Source organism: Aquiflexum sp. (assembly GCF_041751335.1).
Lineage (GTDB): Bacteria > Bacteroidota > Bacteroidia > Cytophagales > Cyclobacteriaceae > Aquiflexum.
On sequence record NZ_JBGSXS010000199.1, the window covers coordinates 1 to 2,170 of the forward strand.

Annotated in this window: 2 protein-coding genes; both read left to right on the top strand. The window is 33.7% G+C overall.

Annotated elements, in window-relative coordinates:
- Window positions 1-16 precede the first annotated feature (16 nt).
- Window positions 17-1,651: a hypothetical protein gene (locus ACEW8U_RS10865; RefSeq protein ID WP_373522064.1), complete on the top strand. Its 1,635-nt coding sequence runs from the start codon at window positions 17-19 to the stop codon at window positions 1,649-1,651.
- A 156-nt stretch (window positions 1,652-1,807) separates the two neighbouring features.
- On the top strand, window positions 1,808-2,170 hold a 363-nt coding region (locus ACEW8U_RS10870), incomplete at its 3' end, for a transposase (protein ID WP_373522063.1).

Below are 2,170 nucleotides of genomic sequence, written 5' to 3' on the forward strand. Positions count from 1 at the left end.
TAATTCAAAGCATATTATTCCAGGTAATGGGAAAATTACCAATGAACTCAAACATGATTGGGGGTTGAATGATATTTGGAATGACTTAATCTTACCAAGATTTGAAAGAATGAATCAAATTTCAGCAAGTTCCGACTTTACGGCATGGAATAAAAATCATCAAAAATCCTTGCCCACTATTCCAATTGAGTATGCTAGGGGATTTCAAAAAAAGAGAATTGACCATAGACATCACGCTTTAGATGCTCTTATAATTGCTTGTGCTACAAGAGATCATGCCAATTATTTGAATAATGAACACGCATTGGGTAAAAGGTATAAAGGAAAAGATGAGAAACAGAAAAGACGATTTGATCTGAAACATAAGCTTTGTTATAAAAAGACCAACTCAAATACTGCCAATAATTTTGAATGGAATTTTCACAAACCTTGGGAATCTTTTACAATTGACACGAAAGAATATTTGGAAAAAATTGTGGTGAGCTTCAAACAAAATCTGAGGGTTATCAACAGAACCTCAAATAAATATCAGTGCTATTTTGATGAAGAAGGCAAATTAAGAAAAGATAAAAATGGTAATCCAATCAAATCAATAATCCCCCAGGTTAAAGGAGATGCTTGGGCTATTCGAAAACCAATACATAAAGATACTGTATCAGGCTTGGTTGAGCTAAGAAAAGTAAAAACTGTTGCTTTAAGATTGGCATTAGATAGTCATTTTGATCTTTTAGATAAGAAGCTCAAGAAAAAAATCAGTGAGCTTAAAAATTTGAATTATGATAATAAGCTTCTTCTTAAATATTTTAAAGACAGAGAATATAAATTCGATGGAAAAGATGTATCCAAAGTAGAAATTTATTTCATGGAAAAGGACTTGGCTGCATCGAGAGTGTCTTTAGACACTTCTTTTTCAGAGAAAAAAATTCAATCGATAACAGATACCGGAATTCAGAAAATTCTATTAAATCATCTTAACAACTATAAAGAGGTCAAAAATGAGAAAGGGCAAGCTATTGATCCTGAAACTTTGGCATTCACCCCGGAAGGTATTGAGGAAATGAATAAGAATATTCAAAGCTTAAATGGAGGAAAATTTCATCAACCCATTTATAAAGTAAGAACATATGAACCAATAGGGAATAAGTTTCAAGTTGGATTTAAAGGAAACAAAAAAGCCAAGTTTGTAGAGGCAGCCAAGGGGACCAATTTGTTTTTTGGTATTTATGTTAATGAGGAAGGAAAGAGAAGCTACGAGACTATACCTTTCAATATAGTGATGGAAAGGCTTAAACAGGGAGAAGGCCCTGTTCCATCTTTTAAAGAAAAAGGAGAGAGACTCTTGTTTTATTTGTCTCCAAATGAATTGGTATTTGTGCCGGATTTTGTGGAAAATGTTAAAACTATAGATTTCAATAATCTTTCAAAAGAACAAGTTGATAGGATCTATAAAATGGTAAGTTGCACTGGTAATGAATGCCACTTTTTAAGAGCGGATATTGCATCGTTGATTAAAGGTTACGATTCTAAAACAAAAGTTGGTGAGCTAGGGAGTTTAAACAAGCAAGAACTAACTATGGAATCTGACAAAAGGATTAAAGAGAGTTGCTTGAAATTGAAAGTAGACAGGTTGGGGAACGTTTCTAAAATATAAATATGGAATCAGAACAATCCTACCATATGTACAACCAGGCTAACGGAATACAGAATATTTTCCGAGAAGAGCAAAACTAAAGGTGCTTTTAACTTTTCCAAAGTTTTAGAACTTTGGAAAAGTTAAATCAGCCAAATATCTAAAAACTAAAGCTAAATGGAACCAAAGCAATCCTACCATATCTTCAATCATGCAAACGGAACTGAGAATATTTTCCGGGAAGAGGAAAACTATAGGTATTTTTTGCAACAGTATGCCAAATATTTAGGAGGGGTTGTGGATACTTATGCCTATTGTCTGATGCCGAATCATTTCCACTTGTTGGTGGGCGTAAGGTCAGACCTGCCAGGTTTTCAAAACCTGGCAGGTCTTTATCCTACCAAGCTCGGTCATGCTTCAAATAATCCGGTAACTAAAGCCTTCAGTAATTTTTTCAACTCTTACTCTAAAGCTTTTAACAAAAGATTTGAAAGAAGAGGAAGCCTTTTTGTAGAGCATTTTAAAAGAACTCCAATTCTC